At 60.6% G+C, this 20,525-nt stretch carries 22 protein-coding genes and 1 tRNA gene; 8 read left to right on the plus strand and 15 right to left on the minus strand.

Going from position 1 to position 20,525, the window contains the following annotated elements:
• Nucleotides 1-199: 199 nt before the first annotated feature.
• A complete protein-coding gene (locus JNB88_RS00960; RefSeq protein ID WP_220353922.1) occupies nucleotides 200-1,102 on the plus strand; it encodes a GGDEF domain-containing protein in 903 nt (300 codons plus the stop codon).
• 3 nt (nucleotides 1,103-1,105) lie between these two features.
• Here the strand turns inward: JNB88_RS00960 and JNB88_RS00965 are convergent, their stop codons facing one another.
• Nucleotides 1,106-1,756, minus strand: a complete 651-nt coding sequence (locus JNB88_RS00965; protein ID WP_220353923.1) for a TetR/AcrR family transcriptional regulator — start codon at nucleotides 1,754-1,756, stop codon at nucleotides 1,106-1,108.
• A 97-nt stretch (nucleotides 1,757-1,853) separates the two neighbouring features.
• Here JNB88_RS00965 and JNB88_RS00970 point away from each other — a divergent pair, with 97 nt between their 5' ends.
• Nucleotides 1,854-2,678 carry an NmrA family NAD(P)-binding protein gene (locus JNB88_RS00970; protein ID WP_220353925.1) on the plus strand — a complete coding sequence of 275 codons (825 nt, stop codon included), beginning with the start codon at nucleotides 1,854-1,856 and terminating at the stop codon, nucleotides 2,676-2,678.
• Complete coding sequence (locus tag JNB88_RS00975) at nucleotides 2,675-3,163, plus strand: anthrone oxygenase family protein (protein ID WP_420832157.1); 489 nt, start codon at nucleotides 2,675-2,677, stop codon at nucleotides 3,161-3,163. The genes JNB88_RS00970 and JNB88_RS00975 overlap by 4 nt, the downstream gene beginning before the upstream one ends.
• 35 nt (nucleotides 3,164-3,198) lie before the next feature.
• Here the strand turns inward: JNB88_RS00975 and JNB88_RS00980 are convergent, their stop codons facing one another.
• The 8 genes from JNB88_RS00980 to JNB88_RS01015 all read right to left on the minus strand — a co-directional run bounded on the left by JNB88_RS00980 (nucleotide 3,199) and on the right by JNB88_RS01015 (nucleotide 10,530).
• Nucleotides 3,199-3,735, minus strand: coding sequence for a glyoxalase superfamily protein (locus tag JNB88_RS00980; protein WP_220353928.1), 537 nt, complete (start codon nucleotides 3,733-3,735; stop codon nucleotides 3,199-3,201).
• Between the two features lie 189 nt (nucleotides 3,736-3,924).
• The gene (locus JNB88_RS00985) at nucleotides 3,925-5,103 is read right to left on the minus strand and encodes a GGDEF domain-containing protein (RefSeq protein WP_220353929.1); all 1,179 of its coding nucleotides are present in this window, start codon (nucleotides 5,101-5,103) and stop codon (nucleotides 3,925-3,927) included.
• Between the two features lie 185 nt (nucleotides 5,104-5,288).
• Nucleotides 5,289-6,329: a dihydroorotase gene (gene pyrC / locus JNB88_RS00990; protein WP_220353930.1), complete on the minus strand. Its 1,041-nt coding sequence runs from the start codon at nucleotides 6,327-6,329 to the stop codon at nucleotides 5,289-5,291.
• Between the two features lie 86 nt (nucleotides 6,330-6,415).
• Nucleotides 6,416-6,763, minus strand: coding sequence for a DUF805 domain-containing protein (locus JNB88_RS00995; RefSeq protein ID WP_037137994.1), 348 nt, complete (start codon nucleotides 6,761-6,763; stop codon nucleotides 6,416-6,418).
• A 117-nt stretch (nucleotides 6,764-6,880) separates the two neighbouring features.
• Nucleotides 6,881-7,507 carry a nucleoside triphosphate hydrolase gene (locus tag JNB88_RS01000; RefSeq protein ID WP_037137992.1) on the minus strand — a complete coding sequence of 209 codons (627 nt, stop codon included), beginning with the start codon at nucleotides 7,505-7,507 and terminating at the stop codon, nucleotides 6,881-6,883.
• Complete coding sequence (locus JNB88_RS01005) at nucleotides 7,504-8,286, minus strand: ATP-binding cassette domain-containing protein (protein WP_220353931.1); 783 nt, start codon at nucleotides 8,284-8,286, stop codon at nucleotides 7,504-7,506. The genes JNB88_RS01000 and JNB88_RS01005 overlap by 4 nt, the downstream gene beginning before the upstream one ends.
• Before the next feature lies 1 nt (nucleotide 8,287).
• Entirely contained in the window at nucleotides 8,288-9,352 is a 1,065-nt protein-coding gene (locus tag JNB88_RS01010) for an ABC transporter permease (RefSeq protein WP_037137988.1), read from the minus strand.
• A 152-nt stretch (nucleotides 9,353-9,504) separates the two neighbouring features.
• Nucleotides 9,505-10,530, minus strand: a complete 1,026-nt coding sequence (locus tag JNB88_RS01015; RefSeq protein WP_220353932.1) for a sugar ABC transporter substrate-binding protein — start codon at nucleotides 10,528-10,530, stop codon at nucleotides 9,505-9,507.
• 233 nt (nucleotides 10,531-10,763) lie between these two features.
• On the opposite strand from JNB88_RS01015, the gene JNB88_RS01020 reads away from it, so the two are divergent.
• Together JNB88_RS01020 and JNB88_RS01025 are read left to right on the plus strand one after the other, a co-directional pair.
• Nucleotides 10,764-12,011, plus strand: coding sequence for an ROK family transcriptional regulator (locus JNB88_RS01020; RefSeq protein WP_037137984.1), 1,248 nt, complete (start codon nucleotides 10,764-10,766; stop codon nucleotides 12,009-12,011).
• Nucleotides 11,995-12,477: an RbsD/FucU family protein gene (locus JNB88_RS01025; RefSeq protein ID WP_037137981.1), complete on the plus strand. Its 483-nt coding sequence runs from the start codon at nucleotides 11,995-11,997 to the stop codon at nucleotides 12,475-12,477. Before JNB88_RS01020 ends, JNB88_RS01025 begins: the two co-directional genes overlap by 17 nt.
• A gap of 3 nt (nucleotides 12,478-12,480) precedes the next feature.
• Here JNB88_RS01025 and JNB88_RS01030 read toward each other — a convergent pair whose 3' ends face one another.
• Together JNB88_RS01030 and JNB88_RS01035 are read right to left on the minus strand one after the other, a co-directional pair.
• Nucleotides 12,481-13,518, minus strand: a complete 1,038-nt coding sequence (locus tag JNB88_RS01030; RefSeq protein ID WP_220353933.1) for a 4-hydroxyproline epimerase — start codon at nucleotides 13,516-13,518, stop codon at nucleotides 12,481-12,483.
• A gap of 632 nt (nucleotides 13,519-14,150) precedes the next feature.
• Complete coding sequence (locus tag JNB88_RS01035; protein WP_220353934.1) at nucleotides 14,151-14,519, minus strand: surface protein; 369 nt, start codon at nucleotides 14,517-14,519, stop codon at nucleotides 14,151-14,153.
• Nucleotides 14,520-14,895: 376 nt separating this feature from the next.
• Here JNB88_RS01035 and JNB88_RS01040 point away from each other — a divergent pair, with 376 nt between their 5' ends.
• Nucleotides 14,896-15,756, plus strand: coding sequence for an FkbM family methyltransferase (locus tag JNB88_RS01040; protein WP_220353936.1), 861 nt, complete (start codon nucleotides 14,896-14,898; stop codon nucleotides 15,754-15,756).
• 2 nt (nucleotides 15,757-15,758) lie between these two features.
• On the opposite strand, the gene JNB88_RS01045 is transcribed toward JNB88_RS01040, so the two are convergent.
• On the minus strand, nucleotides 15,759-16,100 hold the full coding sequence (locus JNB88_RS01045) for a hypothetical protein (protein WP_220353937.1): 342 nt from the start codon (nucleotides 16,098-16,100) through the stop codon (nucleotides 15,759-15,761).
• A gap of 119 nt (nucleotides 16,101-16,219) precedes the next feature.
• Complete coding sequence (locus JNB88_RS01050; RefSeq protein ID WP_220353939.1) at nucleotides 16,220-17,206, minus strand: GlxA family transcriptional regulator; 987 nt, start codon at nucleotides 17,204-17,206, stop codon at nucleotides 16,220-16,222.
• A 115-nt stretch (nucleotides 17,207-17,321) separates the two neighbouring features.
• Between JNB88_RS01050 and JNB88_RS01055 the strand changes: the two genes are divergently transcribed.
• The gene (locus tag JNB88_RS01055; protein ID WP_220353940.1) at nucleotides 17,322-17,894 is read left to right on the plus strand and encodes a cysteine hydrolase family protein; all 573 of its coding nucleotides are present in this window, start codon (nucleotides 17,322-17,324) and stop codon (nucleotides 17,892-17,894) included.
• 135 nt (nucleotides 17,895-18,029) lie between these two features.
• Nucleotides 18,030-18,500 (plus strand): aminoacyl-tRNA deacylase, encoded by a 471-nt coding sequence (locus JNB88_RS01060; protein ID WP_037130362.1) that lies wholly within the window; start codon nucleotides 18,030-18,032, stop codon nucleotides 18,498-18,500.
• Between the two features lie 96 nt (nucleotides 18,501-18,596).
• Here the strand turns inward: JNB88_RS01060 and JNB88_RS01065 are convergent.
• Both JNB88_RS01065 and JNB88_RS01070 read right to left on the minus strand, forming a co-directional pair.
• Nucleotides 18,597-18,673 (minus strand) — tRNA-Arg (locus JNB88_RS01065).
• A 122-nt stretch (nucleotides 18,674-18,795) separates the two neighbouring features.
• Nucleotides 18,796-20,319 (minus strand): ATP-binding protein, encoded by a 1,524-nt coding sequence (locus JNB88_RS01070; protein WP_220353941.1) that lies wholly within the window; start codon nucleotides 20,317-20,319, stop codon nucleotides 18,796-18,798.
• Nucleotides 20,320-20,525: the final 206 nt, after the last annotated feature.

Below are 20,525 nucleotides of genomic sequence, written 5' to 3' on the forward strand. Positions count from 1 at the left end.
TACGAATATTACTATGAGTTGAACTTCAATACGCGTTGAGTTTCAGATACTTGGCAATTCCTCTTTCGTTTCTGGTACTTACCGCCGCGACAGGCATGGAGACGATCAGAAACGGTCAAATCCTAACGATTTCCTTAAGAATCCGGTTGGGCCTCCGAAGCCATTTTCCGTGCCCAAGAGACATCAGAGGAAATCCGGAATGAACCTGAGCCTGTCCGACGTCCGCGAGAAATTCAGCTCGTCATTGACCGTCAAGATCTTTTCGATCTGCTTCTTGTCCACACATGTGCCGCTGCTCGCACTCGTCGCCTATCTTGTCACCGGCTTTCGCAGCGAGGCCTTGCCCATCCTGTTGCTCGTCCTTGCCGCGACACTCGTCGGCACAATCTTCTGCCTTGCCTGCCTATGGCAACTAATCAGGCCGCTTCATCAGGTGGCAAACGTCGTGGAGGCCTATCGTTCCACCGGGACCGTGAAACTGGTGCACAGCTCTCGCAGGGATGAAGTCGGGATCGTCACCAACGGCATCTCCGTTCTGATCGGCGAACTCGATGCCACTCTGTCACAACTGCGCCGGCAAGCGACGACGGATGTTCTGACCGGCCTTGGCAACCGCCGCTGGCTGAAGGAGATCGCCTCGCTGGAAGTCAACCGGGCGCAGCGCGAGCGTACGCCGATCTCCGTCGTCGTTTTCGATCTCGATCACTTCAAACAAATCAACGACCAGTTCGGCCATGACGTCGGCGACCAAGTGCTGATGATGGCTGGCGCCACAATCCAGCATTGCCTGCGTCCATACGACATCGCAGCGCGGATTGGCGGCGAAGAGTTCTGCCTCGTGCTGCCACGGACCGATCTCGACGCGGCGATCACAATTGCCGACCGCCTGCGCGGCCAACTCGAGGGGAAGACGGTTAGCCCGCTACCGAAGGGCCGCGTCACGGCAAGTTTCGGCGTGTATCGCGGTGATCCAGCCAGCGAAACGCTGAAGACGATGCTGACAGAAGCCGACCGCAAGCTCTACACCGCCAAGAATGCGGGGCGCAACCGGGTCCACTCCGACGTCGCGCCCTCAATCCGGGACAGGCGCATCAAGGCCTAGCGCTCAGGCGAGGCGGGCGATATCGCCGGGCAGCATCCGCTGATAGAGCCCGATCGCCGTCCGCCCCTTTTCATCATCGAGCGAAATCGCGTAGCGGACGGCAGCAGCCAATATCTGCATTGTCAGCCTGGCGATGGCGAGAAGCTCTTCCTTGTTCCGTTCCGGTTCCAGCTTTTCCAGCCGGCCGAACAGCGCCTGGGCATGAAACTCCATGTCCTCCGCGTCGACCTCCTGCAGCAGTCGATCCGCCTGCGTTGCAACCCATATGTCCCGCATGACGGGCTCTTGACGGAAGTAGCCGTAATACTGATCGGCGATGTTGCAGAGCGCCTGCCGCAGCGTCGTGGCATCCGTCACCATTGCAAGTTCGGCGGCCACACAAGCCCTGCCCTGCTCATTGAAGCGCTCGGCAAGTGTGCGGATGATCGAGCTCTTGTCCGGGAAGTATTGGTAGAGCGCCCCAAACGATAACTCGGCCTTTTCAACGATTTCGCTCATCTTCAGAGCATCGCTGCCGTTCTTCTCGATCAATTCCAGGGCGACCGAAAGGATCTTCTCGAAGCGCTCCCGGCCCCGCTTCTGCTGAGGAATCCGCCGTGGCTGTCCGGTCGGCTCCTGCTGCCTCCTGCGCCTGACGGCAACCTCTTCGGCCATTGCGTTCTCCATTTTCCGATTGACGAACAAAATAAGAGAGTTTATCTCATTTGGCAAATAAGAGACTTTCTCTTATTTTGATTGGAGGAGTGTTCACATGCAGAATTCCGCAATCGTTCTCATCGGCGGCGCAGGCAAGACAGGCAGTCGCATCGCAGACCGCCTGACGAGGAAAGGCCTAGACTTCCGCTTTGCTTCACGTTCCAGCGCTCACCCCTTCGATTGGGAAAAGCGCAACGACTGGCCCGCCGCACTGGCCGGTGCAAACAGCGCCTATGTCAGCTTTCAGCCAGACCTTTCCGTCTCGTGGGCCGCCGACGCTATCGACGCGCTCGCCAGAACGGCCATCGGCTGCGGCCTTTCGCATATCGTGTTGTTGTCGGGCCGTGGTGAGGAAGGCGCTCAACGCGCGGAGGAAGCGCTCAAGGCCTCCGGTATCGGTTTCACCATCCTGCGGGCATCGTGGTTCTGCCAGAACTTCAGCGAGGGCGCCTTTGCCGAGCAAATCGCAGCCGGCGAACTGGCACTTCCGGCAGGCGATGTGAGGGAACCATTCATCGACGCGGCCGATATCGCCGATGCAGCGGTTGCCGCTTTGACCGATCCCCGCCATATGGGAAAGACCTACGAACTGACCGGCCCCCGTGCGCTGACATTCCGTGAAGCGGTCGCCGAGATCTCTGCCGCATGTGGCAGAGACATCGCCTATGGGCAGATCTCCATGGCGGAGTTCAAGGAGACGCTCGGCGACGCCGACCTGCCCGAAGGCGTGATCGAGCTGCTCGGGGAGCTGTTCACACAAGTCCTCGACGGTCGGAATTCACTAGTGACGAATGGTGTTGCGGACATTCTTGGTCGCCCCGCCAGGGACTTCGGCGCGTATGCCCGCGATGTCGCAATCAACGGGACATGGAGGATATGATCGTGACGCTTGTTCTCATTGTCGCCCTCACCGCCGCCGCGATCGGCAGCGGCCTTGTCGCGGGCATCTTCTTTGCCTTCTCGACATTTATCATGACGTCCTTCGCCCGTATCCCCGCCGAACAGGGCATAGCGGCGATGAACTCCGTCAACGTCACGATCGTGCGCTCACCCTTCATGCTGCTTTTCGTGCCAACCGCAGTCCTGTGTCTCGTGATCGCTGCCTGCGCGTTCTTCTACTGGCGTGGTGGCACTAGCGCCTGGATGCTGGCGGGAGCGGCGCTTTATCTCTTTGCGTCCTTCCTTTCCACCATCGTCTTCAACGTGCCTATGAACGACGCGCTGGCGAAGGTCAGCGGCAACGGCGCGGAGGCGACCGCGCTCTGGACGAGCTATCTCAGGGACTGGACGTGGTGGAACCATGTCAGGACGATCGCTTCCCTGCTCGCCTCGATAGCCTTCGTGCGCGCCCTGATGCTGATCTGAAAAAAGGCGGGAGGGTGATCCTCCCGCCCGCAGCCTTACGTCCGTTCGCAGAAGGTCAGCCGGTTGTTGAAGGGATCGATGACCTCCATTTCGAGGCCCCAGGGTGCTTCGTGCAGGCCGGGCTTCATGTAGCGATACTGCTTACCCGCAAGCTCCGCCTGGAAGGCACGCACGCCGGTGACCGGGATGAAGGCGCGAGCGCCGGGGCTGGCATCACCGGAATGCTCGCTGAGATGCAGGATCATGCCGCTTCTCGATACCTGGCAATAGAGCGGAAAATGGTCGCCAAAACGATGCTCCCAGTCGAGCGCGAAGCCAAGAAAGCCGCAATAGAATTCTTTCGTCTTGTCGACATCGAAGATGCGGAAGATCGGGATCGGCGGCTGAATGGCAATCGCCGGGGCGTCCGCCTGCTGCTCATCGAGCTTCGCCGAGAGAATGTTCCACTGATCGAACCCGAACTGCCGGGCCACGATCTCGAGGGTTTCGCTGTGTGTGAGGTCTACGTCGCGGGCAGCCAAGGCTTGCCGCAGGGCTTTCGCCATGAGTTTTGCGTCACGAAAATCGCGCATGGTTCATTCCTTCCGTTGGCGGCAAACAGGATGATCAGTGCCCGCGTCTGCTGACCCGTTCGCCATCAATCGCCAAACGGCAAGGGATGTGAAGGATGTATCTGGATGCATTCACCATCGCGCTTTCGCGCCGCGGGGCGGCTGGCCGCATCCGGCCGAGGGTGACAATAGAAGAAGCGAGTGGCTCGATCAAGAGCCCGTGCGCGCTGCGCCCACGGGAACGGCGTGGAGATGGCCTGCGAGCTCGATGCGGTTACGGCCTGCGCGCTTGGCGGTATAGAGCGCCTTGTCGGCAGAACTCAGCATGGTGTCGAGTTCCATCGGCGTCGAGCGTCCCGGCGCAACGCCGACGCTGACAGTACATCTGCGGCTCTCGCCCTCGAGATAGATCTCGCGGCCGGCGAAGGCCTTGCGGATACGCTCGGCCACCTTTTCGGCACGGCCTGGCACGGTCTCCTTCAACACAAGAGCAAACTCTTCGCCACCAAGGCGTGCGGCGGTGTCTCCGGCCCGGCAGTTGGCGGACAGTTCGGCTGCGAAGACCTTGAGCACGCGATCGCCGCTAGCGTGGCCGAAAGTGTCGTTTATGGATTTAAAATGATCGAGATCGAAGACCAGCACTGCGGTCCCCGGCCCCATCGTGCCCTTCCCGTAGCGATCAAACAGCGCGCGTCGATTGAGGAGACCGGTCAGCGGATCCGTGATGGCATCCAACCGGTGGCGCGCGGCAAGCCGCCACTGGTGGAGCGCCAGCGACAGTGCGCCGATACCTGTCATGCTGGCGATGCAGACCGCGATGCTGAGGTCCTCCGCCCAGTTGCTTGGCGCGACGCCCAGCACCATCTTGCCGTCCGCGATCAGGACACCGGCACACAGCACGAACGATATCGCTGTCAGGCAGTAGAGCGCGGTAATTCCGGTCAAGGGCACCGGCGCCTCGGCCCGCGCCCGCCAATATTGATAGGCGGTGCCGAAGAGCATCGCGGCGATTGCCGTGTTCTGGGCAATGAACGCAAGGCCATCATAACCGATCAGCAACGGCGGTATGGAAACGATCATTGCCGTGGCGGCGCAGGCGACGGTGGCGCGACGCGGCAGCCTGCCGGTAAGAAACTGGCTGCCGCCTCCCCAGAGTGCAGCAAAGCCGGAGTGGAAAAGCACGAAGGAGACGACGGCGAACGCCGTCACCGGATGATCAACATAGAGGCTGTAGGCGAGGATGCCGCTGACGATGAGAACAAGCCCGAGCGTGCCGGTCAGAAGGAACGTCTCGGTGCGTCGTGCAAACCAGCTGCCCAGCAGCGTCACGGCAAGACACGTCGCCGAGACGGCAAGCGCCATCAATAGGGAATTGTAATCAAGCGTCATGCTCTAAAAATCGCGACAACTGCCACGCCCCTCATTCGTGCGAAGCCTACGGCCCAGCGATGACGAATGTCTTACCTATTTCGTTAAAAAGTCATGCATTCAAATCAACAATGAGGCGGGCATAGCATATCGATGCCGCGCCTTAAGAAAAGCAGCAGTAAAAATTGCGTGATGCCAGAATATCCTTACCGCTGGACATCCCAATGGAGCGGGAACATTGGATCGAAAACCGTAACGGGGCCGGCACCGGTTTCGATCTTGGCGGGAAAGCTCACCGGCTCATTGCGTCTGACGAGCGTTATTCTTTCCTCATTGACAGGAAGACCATACCAGGCGGGTCCATTCAACGACGCGAAAGCTTCAAGCTTGTCGAGCGCTTCGTCCTGTTCAAAGACGTGCGCAAGGCAGCTCATCGTGTTGATCGAGGTGTAGATCCCGGCGCAGCCACAGGCACATTCCTTCAAGGGATCCACATGCGGTGCGGAATCCGTGCCCAGGAAGAAGCGCGGATCGCCGCTCGTTGCAGCGGCGCGCAATGCAAGGCGATGGTTCTCCCGCTTGGCGACCGGCAGGCAATAATAATGCGGCCGAATGCCGCCGACGAGGATGGCGTTGCGGTTGATGATCAGGTGATGCGTCGTAATCGAGCCTGCGAGGTTGCTCTTCGCCGACTTGATATAATCGATGCCGTCCTTGGTGGTGACGTGTTCCATCGTCACCTTCAGCTCGGGCAGACGCTTGCGCAACGGGTCGAGCACGGTTTCGATAAACACTGCCTCGCGATCGAATATGTCGACGTCAGGCGTTGTGACCTCGCCGTGGACGCAGAGCGGCAGGCCGATCTTCGCCATCCGCTCCAGCACCGGCATTGCCTTTTCGATATCGCGCACGCCGCCATGCGAGTTGGTGGTGGCGCCGGCCGGGTAAAGCTTCACCGCCGTGATCAGCCCGCTCTTTCTGCCGGCCTCGACATCGTCAGGATTGGTGTGCTCCGTCAGGTAGAGCGTCATCAGCGGCTGGAACGTATCGCCCTTGGGCAATGCCGCCATGATGCGGCCGCGATAGGCTTCGGCATCGGCTGTGGTGACCACCGGCGGCACGAGGTTCGGCATGATGATCGCGCGGGCGAAGTCGCGGCTGGTATCGCCGATCACACCTTCCAGCATGGCGCCGTCACGCAGGTGCAGGTGCCAATCATCGGGACGACGGATGGTGATCGATTGCATGCGCTGAAACTCCGCGGGCTGGCCTATAAGGTTCAGCCCTGCGCATTATCACCCGAACGCGGGGCATGGCAAACACTTTGCCTGCTTCAGGACGGTATGCCGTACTGGTTTGGACCTGCGGTGCCGCGCGTGAGATACCAGACGAGAAGCACGATCCAGCCGACAAGCGGGATAAGGCCGACAAGTAGCCACCAGCCTGAGCGATCGATATCGTGCAGGCGGCGGACCGCCACGCCCAGGCCGGGAAGCAGCACAACAAGACCGTAGATGGCGCCAAGTATCTCGTAGCCGAAGAGGGCTTTGTCGAGAAAGGCAAGGATCAACGAAGCAATGACATTAAAGAGTGCAAACCACCAGAATTCCGGCCGCCCGGCGCGGCCGCTGAAAACGGCATACTTAGAGAAGACTGACGAGACTGCTTCAGTGAAGCTCATGCGCTCTCCCTCCATGCCCAAACGTTCCGCAACAAAGCAGAAGTTGCATAAGGACGAACCTGCAACGATTCTTCTGACGCCGCAAGGCTTGCGCTTCAGCCTCGAGCGGAGACAGCCTCAGGCTATTTCGAGGGTGACATCCGCCCTGCGGCGATTGCCGAGGATCAAGCGGCCATTGGGCAGATCGTTGCCATAGACCTTCGCGCTGGCTTCCTCTTCACTGAGCTTGTAGCCACGCCAGCGCTCCCACAGCCGCTCTTCCAGCACCTCGATCGGCGGCGCCAGCATGACCGAGTAGTCGAAGATGCCCTCGAGTTCGGCCCATTTTCCCAGGCTGAAGAGCAGATAGTTGCCCTCGACGATGATGAAGCGATGCTCCGGCGATACAACGCGCGCCGAAGCGATGGCTAGCTCGCGGGAACGATCGAAGACCGGAATAAGCACTTCCTGATCCGCCGGACGAACGGCCCTGATGATATCGAGGAAGCCACGGACATCGAAAGTCTCGGGAATGCCCTTGCGGGCAAGCAGGCCACGTTCGATGAGGATGGCATTGTCCATATGGAAACCGTCCATCGGCAGGACCTCGGCCGTCTCTCCCCTCGCCTTGAGGGCATCGGCGAGGTTGTCCGCCATTGTGGACTTGCCAGCGCCGGGCGGGCCGGCGATGGCAATCAGGAAGCGTCTCACATCGCCGGCGCGGCCGATGACATCGCCGGCGATCTCGTCAATCGTTGCGCTCATGCAGCGACCGGCTCCGTCGGGGCGGCCTTGGCGCCGGTCATGAAGGCGACGGCATCGGACATCGTGTATTCCTTCGGATTGATAACCGTGAGGCGACGACCGAGCCTGTGAATGTGGATGCGGTCGGCAACCTCGAAGACGTGCGGCATATTGTGCGAGATCAGAACGATCGGCAAGCCGCGCGAGCGTACGTCGAGGATCAGCTCCAACACCTTGCGGCTTTCCTTGACGCCGAGGGCCGCCGTCGGCTCGTCCATGATGACGACCTTCGATCCGAAGGCAGCCGCCCGCGCCACCGCCACGCCCTGGCGTTGGCCACCCGAAAGGGTTTCGACGGCCTGATTGATGTTCTGGATGGTCATCAGGCCAAGCTCGGTCAGCTTGGTTCGTGCGCGATTTTCCATTTCCGGGCGATCGAGCATGCGGAACCAGCTGCCGAGAATACCCGGCCGCCGGATCTCGCGACCGAGGAACATGTTGTCGGCGATCGATAGCGCCGGCGAAAGCGCGAGGTTCTGATACACCGTCTCGATGCCCGCTTCGCGCGCCTCCATCGGCGACTTGAAGTGGACCGGTTTGCCCTCCAGCGTGATCTCGCCCTCATCGGGACTGATCGCGCCTGAGATCGCCTTGATGAGCGACGATTTGCCGGCGCCGTTGTCGCCGATCACGGCGAGGATTTCGCCGGGATAAAGATCGAAATCGGCGTGATCGAGTGCGGTGACGCGTCCGTAGCGCTTGACCAGGCCGCGTGCCGAGAGAAGAGGTTCGTTCGCCATATTACACCGACACCTTTCTGATCCACTGGTCGATCGCGACTGCGGCAATGATGAGCACGCCGGTGAGCAACACCTTCCATTGCGGATCGGCGCCGAGCATGTTGAGGCCCATCGAGACCACGCCGACGATCATCGCGCCGAACAGGGTGCCAAGGATTGAGCCGCGGCCGCCGAAGAGCGAGATCCCGCCGATCACGGTTGCCGTGATCGCCTGCAGGTTATAGTCCGTCACCGCGGACGAGGGGGAGATCGAGCCGTTGCGGCCGATCGAGACCCAGGCTGCGAAGGCGGCAATGACGCCCGAAACAGTGTAAACCGTGAGCAGGACGCTCTTGGTCTGGATACCTGAAAGCTTTGCCGCTTCCGGATCATCGCCGACGGCATAGACGTGACGGCCCCAGGCCGTGTGATTGAGGATATACCAGAGCGCAAGGACAAGCAGCACCATGGCAATGACCCCGAGGGTCAGAACGGCGTTGCCAAGCCTGAAGCTGATTGCGAAGAAATGCAGCAGCGGTGCCTGTGCGTCGACATCGGTGTCGCGGATCGTTTCGTTGGCGGAATAGATGAAGTTCGTCGCCATGACGATATTCCAGGTACCGAGCGTCACGATGAACGGTGGCAACTTCATGAAGGCAACGAGGAAGCCGTTCAGCAAACCACAAAGGCCGCCAGCGAGCATGCCGGCAAGCACGGCGATTGGCGTGGGAATGCCATAGGTGACGGCAACGTTGCCCATGATGACGGCCGAAATGACCATGATCACGCCGATCGAGAGATCGATGCCCGCCGTCAGGATAACCAGTGTCTGCGCAGCGCCGAGAATACCGACGATGGCGATCTGCTGGAGGATAAGCGTCAGCGTGTAGGACGAGAAGAACCGCCCACCAATCGCTATACCGAAGATGATGATCGACAGCACCAGCACGATCAGCGGCACTGCGGCCGGTGTCGAGTGCAGGAAGTGCTGCGCACGCTTCACAAATGGGACGGCTTGATGCTCGAACGACGCGACATTCTTGTCGCTGCCGTCAAGCACCCGTTCGAATTCCTGTGCTCCGGTCATTGTTTCTCCTCCGTTTTCGCGCCAAACCGCGCACGGAAGCCCTGCCCCATATCACTCCGGTCTTTGTTCGCCGGCTTCCGAGACAGCAGCTATGGTCGGTCGAAACCGGCCGAGGATCAAGCCCCGGCCGGCGGTAAGTTATGTCGTGGAAATTAGCCCCAGCACTTGTCGGTGCCGACCTTCGTGTCGATCGACTCGAGGCCCGAAACCGGCTTGTCGGTCACCAGCGAAACGCCGGTGTCGAAGAAGGACTTGCCTTCGGTCGGCTTCGGCTTCTCACCGCTGTCGGCGAACTTCTTAATTGCCTCGATGCCGAGCGACGCCATCAGCAGCGGATACTGCTGGGAGGTGGCGCCGATAACGCCGTCCTTCACGGACTGAACGCCCGGGCAACCGCCGTCAACCGAGACGATTAGAACGTTCTTTTCCATGCCGACAGCCTTGAGGGCCTGGTAGGCGCCGACAGCAGCCGGCTCGTTGATCGTGTGAATGACGTTGATGCTCGGATCCTTCTGCAGAAGGTTTTCCATGGCCTTGCGGCCGCCTTCCTCGTTACCGTTCGTCACGTCGTGACCGACGATGCGCGGATCGTCCTCATCGCCGATCTTGTTCGGGTCCTTGGTGTCGATGCCGAAGCCCATCATGAAGCCCTGGTCACGCAGAACGTCGACGGTCGGCTGCGATGGCGTCAAGTCGAGGAAGCCAACCTTGGCATCCTTTGCCTTGTCGCCGAGCGTTTCCTTGGCCCACTGGCCAATAAGCTTGCCGGCGAGCAGGTTGTCGGTTGCGAAGGTTGCGTCGGCAGCGTCAGCCGGATCGAGCGGGGTGTCGAGCGCAATGACCAGCAAGCCAGCATCGCGGGCCTTCTTGACCGACGGGACGATGCCCTTCGTATCGGATGCCGTGATCAGGATGCCCTTCGCGCCGTCGGCGATGCAGCTTTCGATCGCGGCAACCTGGCTTTCGCTGTCACCATCGATCTTGCCTGCGTAGGACTTGAGCGTCACACCCAGTTCCTTGGCCTTGGCGGTCGCGCCTTCCTTCATCTTGACGAAGAATGGGTTGGTGTCGGTCTTGGTGATGAGGCACGCGGAAACATCCGCAGCCATTGCCGGCGCCGAGAAGGCGACACCGAGAGCAAGCGCGCCGAGCGCGGCGGAAAGCACTGATTTCTTCATTTACTCCTCCCAGAGATTGGCCGACCCGCCCCATGGCGGTATCGGAATTGACAGGCACGAGAACCGCTGCAGTCTCGCCGGCGGCCTCCTCCAAGCCGTTCCGTGCCGTTTGACGAGGGCAATTAAGAGCGAAAGAAATCGCCTTGTCAATAAATAAATCCAATTGAATTATTAATTCGATATGGCATGCTTGGTAAAAATAGGGCATAGGCCAAGAGACGGGAGGAGTGGCTATGTCGTCTTTGGACGGTCCGGTGCAAACGCCGGCCCAACCGCCTATTTTGAGTCCGGCCGGAGGCGCGAACCAGATCAGGGTGCGCGCCTACAACGAGCGGCTCGTGCTGTCGCTGGTGCGCCTCTACGGCTCCCAGTCGAAGGCTGATATCGCACGCCGAACCGGTCTTTCGGCGCAGACGGTTTCCGTCATCATGCGGGCGCTGGAGAAGGAAGGGCTGCTTTCTCGCGGCGAGCCTGTGCGCGGCCGCGTCGGCCAGCCGTCCATTCCGATGCGGCTCAACCCCGATGCCGTTTACTCGTTTGGCGTGAAGATGGGCCGGCGCAGTGCTGACCTGGTGCTGATGGATTTCCTGGGCAATATCCGCCTGCAGCTTCACCAGACCTACGCCTATCCGCTACCGCAGGTTTTCCTGGATTTCATCACTTCGGGCATCCGCGAGCTTGAAAGTCGACTGGACGAGAAGCAGCGCAGCCGCATTGCCGGCATCGGCATCGCTGCCCCATTCGAACTCTGGAACTGGGAAGAAGAAGTCGGTTCGCCGAAGGGCGCCATGGATGTCTGGCGCGATTTCGATCTCCATGCGGAGATTGCCGCCCGCGTTCCCTACCCTGTCTACCTGCAGAATGACGCCACAAGCGCCTGCGGCGCCGAACTCGTGTTCGGCATCGGACCGTCCTACCCTGATTTCGTCTATTTCTTCATCGGCTCCTTCATCGGCGGCGGCATCGTTCTCAATTCGGCGATCTTTTCCGGCCGCACAGGCACGGCCGGAGCCATCGGCCCGCTTCCCGTCCGCGGCAAGAACGGCGAAACACTGCAGCTGCTGGAAGTTGCCTCGATCTTCGTTCTTGAGAACATGCTGCGCGAACGCGGCATCGACCCGCAGCCGCTCTGGTATTCGGCAGACGACTGGATCGACTTCGGCGAGCCTCTCGAGACATGGATCGAGGACACCGCCAAAGCGCTCGCACAGGCAATCGTCGCCGCCGCCTCGATCATCGACTTCAGTGCGGCTGTCATCGACGGCGGCTTTCCCGGATGGGTTCGCGAACGCATTGTGCAGGCGACGATCCGCGAGGCGGACCTGCTCGACCTTCAGGGCGTTGTCATGCCCGATATCATCGAGGGCGCGGTTGGCGCCCATGCGCGCGCCATCGGCGGCGCCAGCCTGCCGATCTTCGCACGTTACCTCACGGACCAGAATGTTCTATTCAAGGAGGTCGAATATGCTGAAGGGACTTAACCCACTTCTGAGCCCCGAGTTGCTTTCGACGCTGCGTGCCATGGGGCATGGTGATGAGATCGCGATCGTCGACGGCAACTATCCCGGTGTCGAGCACGCGCGGCGGCTGATCCGCCTCGATGGCCATGGCATCGTGCCCGTTCTCGACGCCGTCTTGAGCGTCCTGCCGATCGACGATTTCGTGCCGGACGCGATCTTCCGCTCGACCGTCAAGGCCGAACGCGACAAACTTGACCCTGTGCATGAGGAGATGGTCGACTGCTGCGCCCGCCACGAGCCGCACCGACAAGTGGTGCCACTCGTCGGTGCCGATTTCTACAATCGCGTGCGGGCGGCCCATGCCGTGATCCAGACCAGCGAACCGCGGCTTTACGCCAACATCATCCTGCGCAAGGGCGTCATCTACCCCGAGCGGGTGGGCGACCACGCCGTTGAAAAGGCAGAGGTCGACCCCTTCACTTACTGAGCGTCAGATCTCGCCCGCCAAAGGCCCCCAGACATCCGTCAATGCAAAGCCGCCCGGATGCGGATCGAAGGGGTCGAGCGCGACCTGCGAAAGGCCGAAGGTGAAACCACGCCCGGCAATGGTCGGGATGATGGCGGCGCGGCCGGCAACTTCGGTTTCCGCCAGCAATCCCACTTCGAATTCCGAACCGATGATCGAACGCGACTTGAAGACATCGCCGACCTTCGCCTGGCCGCGCGCGTGCCGCGCCGCGAGGTTGGCGGAATTGCCTGTGCCGCAGGGCGAGCGATCGGCGCGGCCCGGCCACATGGTGGTGCAGGTGCGAACCGTGCCATCCGCCTCGAGGTCGCGGAACATGACATAGGCAACGCCCGAGATCGCCGGAATTTCCGGATGAACAACCTCGATGCTGCGGTTGATCAGTTCCTTCAGCACCATACCGGCCTGCACGAGCGCAGCAGCATTGGCCTTTTCGATCGTCAGGTTGATCTGTCCGACATCGACCAGCGCATAGAAGATGCCGCCATAGCAAAGATCGACCGTGATCTTGCCCCAGTTTGGCGTGTCGATCTCCACGTCCAGTTCATGCACGAAGGAAGGCACCATGGTGAGCTTGACCTCCTCGCAACGCCCGTCGCGGCAGGTCGCGGTCGCCTTGACGAGGCCGGCCGCCGTTTCCAGCGTGACGATGGTTTCTGGCTCCTTCATCTCGACGATGCCGGATTCCAGCAAAGCCGTCGTGACGCAGATCGAGTTCGAACCGGAGCTTGCATGCGCCTGATCGGGCTGCAGGATGATGAAGGCCGCATCGGCGTCCGGGTGCTTCGGCGGCAGCAGCAGGTTGACGGATCCGATCGGCGCACCGCGTGGCTCCAGGCAGAGGAAGCGGCGGAGTTCCTGGCCCTTGGGATCGGTGTTCAGCCAGTTGAGCTGTTCAGCCACCGTGTTGCCAGGGATCTTCGGCACACCGCCGATCGCAACCTTGCCGATCTCCCCTTCAGCGTGAACATCCAGAAGCTGGATCGTGCGCTTCCATCTCATCTGTCAACTCCCTGTGTCGCGTGACGCAACCACGCAGATATAATGCCACCCGGCAGCAAGAATGCTGCCTCTATCGACGTGATATATCAGATCATCGGGAATTGCCTACGGCAAATTTCACACGGCCGAAGCGTTCCGACGCCGAGCTGCAGCGTTCGCTGGACGCACTCTATCGTGGCCAGCAATAGCTTGGACAGCGACGATTGTTCTGGAATAGGAGGCTAAAACAGAAAAGAGCCCGGTGCGGGAGGAGGTGCACCGGGCTCTTGATCCTGACCGACAACTGGGAGGAGGAGTGTTGCCAGTCCGATGAAGGGAGCGCTGGGAGGAGGAGTGCGCTTCCTTCGAGATAATAGATAGCCTATTGTTTCGATCAGGAATAGGGAGATTACCGCAACGCAGCAATGCGGTGAGCGCATAGCTTCGCCACTAGCCCAGCCTCTTTTTGCGGCATTTTTAATCGATCGGTCAATTTTTTCAGCAATTACAGGCCGATCGGGCAGGTGGCGGCTCTCCGAAGAGGCTGTTCGCGCTCTCGCGCATCAGCCGTATATCGACGACCGAGCTCGAACCACGATTCGGGAAAGCGGAAGGTAGGACGGTGACCGTCCCGCCTTCCTGCGGCTCATTAATCAATAGCCATTGTCGCATGGCATGCTGCCATCGCCATTGGTGCCGCCGAACGTGTTTTGGCAATACGGATGCCGCTGCATCGGTCGCGGCTGCGCACCGATCGAACCGGTCGTACCGGGATCGACACGAAACGCCGCCAACGGATACCAGTAGCCATCCGAGGCACGGCGGGTGCCGGCGCGCTCGGTGCGTGAACCCCGATAGCCGTTCAGATAACCGGCCTGCTGCCTGTATTGCACTGTCTCGACACTCGAGGCACTCGGGAGAGGAGGTTCCCGCGGCACCGGCGCCGCGTCGGCGAAAGTGACGGATGCAAGCACCAGAAGAGCGCTTGCCGACAGGGAAGAAGCGAACCTAGACGTTCTCATGATAAACCCTCCTTTCGGATTTACCCCGGAAAAATGCGTTCTTACGTAGCAAAGTTCCGCAATCACACGCGACTTCCTGCACTCGTGATAGCCTGCGACTGAGCGTGATGAGAGCGTGCATGGACCTACCTGCAACGGTTCCTTTCGCCGTGGAATTTCCGCATTTTCTGGTCCTTTTTCCTCACCGCCGATGCTTCAGCGGCCTTGAGGTTTGCGCGATCGCTGCAGCAGAGTCGGGATCCGGGCGCCCTGTTTGATGGAACGTCCGGGCACGGTTGCATTCGGGTTAGGACTTTACCGCTATAAGCTATCTTCTCGCACTGCTTGTTTGACGCAATACTCCAGCTGATTTCTCACGGCAGGACGGCATGGTGTGATGTTGTGGCATCTGCAAACGATCAACTCACTCCAGTCACGCTGGGGGTTGCGGACAGCGCTGTCTGTTTACCTGCATCGACAGAGTACGCGGAACAGCAATGAGGTCAAAAGAATCCGGCTCCCGGAAGTCGAGGGCGATGTTTTCCTGCGGCCCCGATCCACGGACTGGGGCGTTCTCAATCAGGTATTTGTCGAACAAGAATACGCCATAAGAAGCCCCGCCCATGCGGAGGCATTGTTCCGCCATTACCAAGCGACCATTGATGCTGGCGACACACCGGTCATCATCGACTGTGGGGCGAATTCCGGCCTTGCGTCCATCTGGTATTCGCACGTCTTTCCGGAAGCCATTGTTGTCGCCGTGGAGCCTGAGCCGGAGAACTATTCGGTACTGTGTCGGAACGCAGGCAATAGGCTAAACATTCGCCCGCTACAGGCGGGGATATCCGATCAGAAGGGCCGCATCACCCTTCATAACCCCGGCCACGGCCATTGGTCTTGGCAGACCGTCGAAAATGCGACGGGAGAGGTGGAGACGGTAACCATACCCGATCTCCTGTCCGCCATTCCGCGCGGAAAACTGCTTATAGTGAAGATCGACATCGAAGGGAGCGAAGTGAACCTCTTCCGAAGCAATACCGCTTGGGCCAACGAAACGCCCCTCATCGTCTTCGAGTCGCATGACCTCATGGCAAACTGGCATGGCACCGCACATGCCGTCCTTTCCGTACTGACGCGCGAGCCGCGAGACTACTTCCAGGAAGGCGAAAATACGCTTGCATTCTCCCATGCGCTCCTTGGACCGCGCGAGGCAAAGTCCGTAGGGCTTGACCTACCCGGGATGGCAAACGCCCATTGAGCCTATCGCCAAACCACAATCTGTCGGTCATCGATCATTCGGTACCCCTGGCTCGACAGGCAGGTGACATACTGCCTGCGTGCGGCGGCTCCGGCATTCGCCTCCTGCTGGGCCGGATCGATCGCATAGCGACCGATTCTGGCACGCAGTTCATACTGCCGCTTCGCCTCGCGGTACATGAAGTTTCCATCCGTAACGCAGATATGGTGCGCGACAGCTGGCGGGTTGAGCGGCGGGTCGAGCGGGGCTGCGACGGGTACGAGCATCGGCGCATCGGCGACGCAGCCGGCAAGCGCCGCAACGGCTCCGCACAACGCAAACGCTCGCACCATAGTACCAGGCATGTTCCCTCCGGGCATAGCTCATGAATCGCCGTTCTGGGTACGGCGCCGATTCCCACCTTCACCATGCAATATTGCGCCAGGCTAGCGAACCGAGCCGCGAACCTTGAACAGATCAAGGATCATGCGCGCCCGGCTAGACCGAAACGGTTTCGATAATCGCCCGGCGACAGGCCGGTGACCTTCTGAAACACCTTGCGGAACGCGCCGATGTCTTCATATCCGGCCGCGACGGCTATCTGGGCGATGGTGTTGTTCGAGACCTCGAGCATTTCGCGCGCCTTGCCGACCCGCAAATGCTGACAATATTCGGTCGGTCGAAGGCCCGTTGCCTTCCGGAACCGGCGCAGAAACGTCCGTTCTTCCAGGCGGGCGCGCTCTGCCATGGCCGCCAGCGTTACGTCGCGGGCGCCGGTTGCCTGCAACCAGTGCTGCACCTTGAGAATCTGCGCGTCGCCGTGGTTCAGTCGCGGCGAGAAGCTGGTGTAGTAGCGCTGCTCCCTCCCCGGCGGATCGACAAGGAGGAAGCGCGCCGTCTCAAACATGATGGCCGATCCCAGCAATCTGTCGACCAGCCTGAGGCCGAGGTCGGTCCAGGCCATCAATCCGCCAGCGGTGATTACATCGCCATCGTCGATGATCAGTTTGTCGGTATCGACACGCACGTCCGGAAACCGCTCCGCCAGCAGTCCGGAATAGACCCAGTGGGTCGTCGCCATCCGGTGCGACAGGACCCCCGTTTCGGCGAGGAGGAACGCGCCGGCACAGACGGAAGTCAGCGTCGCGCCCTCGAAGTGGCGCTCGCGAAGCCAGCGCGCCAGCGGACCGGCCTCCTCCGATGTCATCGGGTCGCCGAAGCTTGGCGGCAGGATCAGCGCCGTCGGCGATCCGGGCGCCTCCGGCGCCGTGTCGTCGACACGCTCCACCGTTGCGGAGGCGTCTGCCCATCGCCAATGGCTGACGCGCAGGCCAGTCGCGCCCGGTAGCTGCCGCGCGAGGGAAAAACGGCTCGCCAGGTTGAAGAGATCGGTGAGCCCGAGGACCGCCGACATCTGCACATTCGGATAAAGCAGGATGCCGATCTCGGTGGACGCGATGGTCTCGCTCATTTGTCAATTCTGACCCTGATAATGTCAATTTCGCCAGTCCACACGATGCCGGTTCGGAGGTAGCTTGTCCATCGGTGGCCGGTGCCAGCCGCAATGAGCAAAAGGATAAAAGGACATGACCAAGCGAGCCCTGATCGTCGTCGACATTCAGAACGACTATTTTCCGAACGGGAAGTGGCCACTGAGCGGTGTGGAAACGGCTGCCGACAACGCAGCACGCGTCATCGCCGCGGCCCGGGAAGCAGGCGACCTCATCGTCCATATCAGGCATGAGTCGCTTGGGGAGGATGCCGCCTTCTTCGTGGCCGGATCAGAAGGGGCGCAGATTCACGCCAAAGTGCGAAGCCGCCCCGGCGAGACCGTCATCGTCAAGAACCATGTCAACGCGTTCCGTGAAACAGATCTGAAAGCGGCACTGGACGGCAGCGGAATCGAGGATGTCACCGTCGTCGGCAGCATGAGCCACATGTGCGTCGACGCGGTTACGCGGGCCGCCAGCGACTTCGGCTACAAAGTGACGGTCATCCACGATGCCTGCGCAACACGCGACCTCGATTTCCGCGGAACTACTGTCCCGGCCGCGCAGGTGCATGCAGCGTTCATGGCTGCCCTCGCCTTCGCCTACGCGTCTGTCGTCTCGACGAACGAGGCCCTGGCCATGCGCGGCGCTCTCGAAGCATCCGCCTAGACCAACCGAACCGCGCGTCATCAATCGCCGTCGAGCACGGGGGAGCCTGCGCCTCCCTCCATTCGCCGTTGACTTCGCAGGTGATGAGAGGAGAATGCCCTCCATGGCTCACCACGCAACTTGAGGGGCGCCAAGATGACGATCGCAAGGAAACTTCAGACCTATATCGATGGAGAGGGTATCGCCTACGAGACCCTCGACCATCATCGAACCGCAACAACAAGTCAGGCCGCGCAGGCGGCTCATGTTCCGGGCGGCAGACTGGCCAAATCCGTGGTCGTGCACCATGAAATGGGCTATGTGCTGGCCGTTGTGCCAAGCACGCACCGGATCGAACTCTCGACGTTGCAAGAGGTGATGAACAAGCGCCTTGGCCTCGCGTCAGAGGATGAGGTCTCGTTGCTTTTCGCCGATTGCGACATCGGCGCGGTCCCGCCGATAGGCCCAGCCTACGACATGCCTGTGATTCTCGACGAAAGCCTCGGTAACGCCAGCGACGTCTATTTTGAAGGCGGCGACCACCGAACATTGGTGCATGTCAGCGGAGCCAACTTCCGCAGCCTGATGAAGGACGCGCAAATCGCCCGCTTCAGCCACCGGCCATGACAGCTTGATTCCACGGTCGCAGCGGAGACTGAATGTCAGAACGCTACACCGAACGTAGCGCTTTTTCTGCGGTTCTTGATGAGGCCTGAAGAGAAATGGCGCACCCGAAGAGATTCGAACTCCTGACCCCCAGATTCGTAGTCTGGTGCTCTATCCAGCTGAGCTACGGGTGCGTGCCGGAAGCGGTCAAACCGCTTGCGTGGGCGGTTCTCTAAAGGGTCCTTTGAGGGATTGCAATAGCCTTTCTGAAAAAATCGCGACTTTGATCGTGCAGAGCTGAAATGCGGAAATTGCATCACTTTTCGCGCAGCGTACGGGTGCGGTAATCTTCCAGCGAGACCGGGCGATCCGGAATCTCGATGCGAAACTGCGTTCCGGCCGAGGGTTTTTCCACAAGCGCGATCGTGCCGCCATGCGCCAGCACCAGTTCGCGGGCAATCACGAGGCCGAGCCCGGTACCGCCGGAGCGGGCCGAGCCGCGAAACGCAGCGAAGAGATTCTGTCTGGCCTTCTGCGGCATGCCGGGACCGGTGTCGTCGATAATGATGCTGACGACGCTGCCGACGCGCAGGGCCGAAACCGTGATGCGCTTGGCGCCGTCCGTCCCCCGGCCGCCGCCGGGCATGCTCAGCGCCTGCACGGCGTTGCGGCAGAGATTGTGAATCACGCGGAACATCTGCTCGCTGTCCGCATCGACCTCGAGTTCCACCTCCATCTGGTCGATGAATTCGATGCCGCTCTGAGCATCGATCGCCAGCATGTCCTTCACGTCCTGGGTGAGGTCATAAAGCCGGATGCGGCGTCTGCGCGGCGCGGCCTCGGTCGCCTGTCCATAGGACAGCACCTCGGTCGTATAGCCCACGGCGCGATCGATCGTACGCAACAGCTTCGGCGCGAAGGCCTTCACCATCGGGTCATCGACATCCACGAGTCGATCCGACATCAGCTGCGCCGATGCGAGGATATTGCGCATATCGTGATTGATCTTCGAGACGGCGAGACCGAGTGCGGCCAGGTTCTTCTGCTGCTTCAGCGTCTTTTGCAGCTCCATCTGCATGGATGTCAGGTGCCGACCTGCTACGGCGAGCTCATCGCGCCCGCCGTCGCCGACAAACACGTTGCGCGGATTTTCCGGATCGGACGAGAATTGCTGCATGCTGCCAGTCAGCTTGCGAATCGGGTGTATCAGGATGCGGTTGATCGCGAAGAACACCAGCGTCGCGGTAAACAGCGAAATCAGAATGGATAGCAGGAAGACGTTGCGGGAGTAGACGAGCATGGCATTTCGGAGGTGCTTGTCCTTCATCACCACCTCGACGCCGGTCGTGGTGTCCTGCACCGGGCCGTAGACGCGGATCATCCGGTCGCCGCCGAAGATCAGCGTATCGAGCGCATCGCTGATCGCCGTCAGCGGCGGCACGTCGGTCAGGTCATACTGCTCGTCAACGGAGGCAGGCATGTCCGTCGTCGCAAGCAGGCGCGAGGTCCCGTCCTTGCGCAGCACGATTGCCTTGGTCCCGGTTGCCTCGAGCGTTTCCTTCTGGAGAGCGCGCGGCAGCTCCACCGGTTGCAGGCCATCGATGACGATGGCCGCGGCTGCGGCAGCGTTCAGCCTGTCGCCCAGCCAGCGCAGGCGCATGCTGGCGACCGAGGGAAAGAAGATCAGCACCTCAGCGAGCATGATGCAGACGACCGTCAGCCACAGCAGCTTGCCCGACAGACCGGCGAACTTGCCCGATGGGCGATACGCCGGCTTGTCGGCCTCAGCAGAGGCAACCCCACCTGGGGAAAGACCGTCACCTTGATCGTGGACTTGCATCGTCTCTCGTTCCACCAAAGCGCCGTATCGCGCTCAATTCCTTGCTTTCAAGCATGTCATCGCTCCGACGCCGGGTTCCGTTTCCGTGGTGACATGCTCAGGCGACAGTCGCCTTTTGAGCGTTCTATAATAGACCATGGCAGCCTGCTTACAAATCTTTGAGAGCAAAGCCATTTGCGACAAAAGGAAACGCCGCCCGAAGGCGG

The sequence above is a fragment of the Rhizobium cauense genome (assembly GCF_019511525.1).
GTDB classification, from domain to species: Bacteria; Pseudomonadota; Alphaproteobacteria; order Rhizobiales; family Rhizobiaceae; genus Rhizobium; species Rhizobium cauense.

What these genes read in the sequence shown, in the direction of transcription:
- JNB88_RS00985 (WP_220353929.1), bottom strand. Translation starts at nt 5,103, where the DNA reads ATGACGCTTGATTACAATTCCCTATTGATGGCGCTTGCCGTCTCGGCG.
- JNB88_RS01025 (WP_037137981.1), top strand. Translation starts at nt 11,995, where the DNA reads ATGCTGAAGGGACTTAACCCACTTCTGAGCCCCGAGTTGCTTTCGACG.
- JNB88_RS01070 (WP_220353941.1), bottom strand. Translation starts at nt 20,319, where the DNA reads ATGCAAGTCCACGATCAAGGTGACGGTCTTTCCCCAGGTGGGGTTGCC.
- JNB88_RS01015 (WP_220353932.1), bottom strand. Translation starts at nt 10,530, where the DNA reads ATGAAGAAATCAGTGCTTTCCGCCGCGCTCGGCGCGCTTGCTCTCGGT.
- JNB88_RS00980 (WP_220353928.1), bottom strand. Translation starts at nt 3,735, where the DNA reads ATGCGCGATTTTCGTGACGCAAAACTCATGGCGAAAGCCCTGCGGCAA.
- JNB88_RS00965 (WP_220353923.1), bottom strand. Translation starts at nt 1,756, where the DNA reads ATGGCCGAAGAGGTTGCCGTCAGGCGCAGGAGGCAGCAGGAGCCGACC.
- JNB88_RS01060 (WP_037130362.1), top strand. Translation starts at nt 18,030, where the DNA reads ATGACGATCGCAAGGAAACTTCAGACCTATATCGATGGAGAGGGTATC.
- JNB88_RS01055 (WP_220353940.1), top strand. Translation starts at nt 17,322, where the DNA reads ATGACCAAGCGAGCCCTGATCGTCGTCGACATTCAGAACGACTATTTT.
- JNB88_RS01020 (WP_037137984.1), top strand. Translation starts at nt 10,764, where the DNA reads ATGTCGTCTTTGGACGGTCCGGTGCAAACGCCGGCCCAACCGCCTATT.
- JNB88_RS01000 (WP_037137992.1), bottom strand. Translation starts at nt 7,507, where the DNA reads ATGAGCGCAACGATTGACGAGATCGCCGGCGATGTCATCGGCCGCGCC.
- JNB88_RS01045 (WP_220353937.1), bottom strand. Translation starts at nt 16,100, where the DNA reads ATGCCTGGTACTATGGTGCGAGCGTTTGCGTTGTGCGGAGCCGTTGCG.
- JNB88_RS00960 (WP_220353922.1), top strand. Translation starts at nt 200, where the DNA reads ATGAACCTGAGCCTGTCCGACGTCCGCGAGAAATTCAGCTCGTCATTG.
- JNB88_RS01035 (WP_220353934.1), bottom strand. Translation starts at nt 14,519, where the DNA reads ATGAGAACGTCTAGGTTCGCTTCTTCCCTGTCGGCAAGCGCTCTTCTG.
- pyrC (WP_220353930.1), bottom strand. Translation starts at nt 6,329, where the DNA reads ATGCAATCGATCACCATCCGTCGTCCCGATGATTGGCACCTGCACCTG.
- JNB88_RS00975 (WP_420832157.1), top strand. Translation starts at nt 2,675, where the DNA reads ATGATCGTGACGCTTGTTCTCATTGTCGCCCTCACCGCCGCCGCGATC.
- JNB88_RS00995 (WP_037137994.1), bottom strand. Translation starts at nt 6,763, where the DNA reads ATGAGCTTCACTGAAGCAGTCTCGTCAGTCTTCTCTAAGTATGCCGTT.
- JNB88_RS00970 (WP_220353925.1), top strand. Translation starts at nt 1,854, where the DNA reads ATGCAGAATTCCGCAATCGTTCTCATCGGCGGCGCAGGCAAGACAGGC.
- JNB88_RS01050 (WP_220353939.1), bottom strand. Translation starts at nt 17,206, where the DNA reads ATGAGCGAGACCATCGCGTCCACCGAGATCGGCATCCTGCTTTATCCG.
- JNB88_RS01005 (WP_220353931.1), bottom strand. Translation starts at nt 8,286, where the DNA reads ATGGCGAACGAACCTCTTCTCTCGGCACGCGGCCTGGTCAAGCGCTAC.
- JNB88_RS01010 (WP_037137988.1), bottom strand. Translation starts at nt 9,352, where the DNA reads ATGACCGGAGCACAGGAATTCGAACGGGTGCTTGACGGCAGCGACAAG.
- JNB88_RS01040 (WP_220353936.1), top strand. Translation starts at nt 14,896, where the DNA reads ATGTTGTGGCATCTGCAAACGATCAACTCACTCCAGTCACGCTGGGGG.
- JNB88_RS01030 (WP_220353933.1), bottom strand. Translation starts at nt 13,518, where the DNA reads ATGAGATGGAAGCGCACGATCCAGCTTCTGGATGTTCACGCTGAAGGG.